Source organism: Candidatus Enterococcus wittei (assembly GCF_002140175.1).
In the GTDB taxonomy this organism is placed as follows: Bacteria; Bacillota; Bacilli; order Lactobacillales; family Enterococcaceae; genus Enterococcus_B; species Enterococcus_B wittei.
Genome location: NZ_NGMO01000003.1, coordinates 1 through 601 on the forward strand (window position 1 = coordinate 1; position 601 = coordinate 601).

Consider the following 601-nt stretch of genomic DNA (forward strand, 5'->3'; position numbering starts at 1 on the left):
CCAGTAAGTCCCGAAGAGCTAAGAATAACTTCAGCAATTTCTTTACTTCTGGTTATCTTCTTCTCCTCGCCTTCTTTCCATACCCACCAATATAGCGCATTAATTAATTGAAGAGGAGATAAGCCGTCACAAGGTTCTTTTTGTTTACAAAGAAATTCTTTGATTTTATCATTGACATGATCTGTTTCATTCCGCTTTTTATACACCTCCGCATCATCCAACAAAAGTGGTAACTTCTCAGAGAGTGGTACAGGAGAAGCTTTTCCAGCAAAAAAAGCGGTGATGATACTATTTAACTTCATTGCATTCTCCGACAATTTTACAGAAGTACTTGAAGATTGCGTGATAGAAGAGGATGCCTTTTCTGCTTGGTCCTTCACAGAAATTGTTTCAATAGGTAGTTCTGTCACAGAGCTTGATTGTTTTTCAGTTATCGATGTGGGCGTATTGGTCAGAAAGACATTTAATGAGTCAGTTATTTCAGCATACATTGGATGGTTCTCTTTAAAATGATAGTTTTTAAAAATATTATTGTCTCGCCATTGCAGGATAATAGCTTCTGCCTCCAATGCAGTCAGATTTCTATTTTGGAGTCCAGAAG

At 37.3% G+C, this 601-nt stretch carries 1 protein-coding gene; it reads right to left on the reverse strand.

Features of this window, described 5'->3' with window-relative positions:
- The coding region (locus A5844_RS08025; RefSeq protein ID WP_179190572.1) for a QWxxN domain at window positions 1-601 on the reverse strand (601 nt) is incomplete at both ends.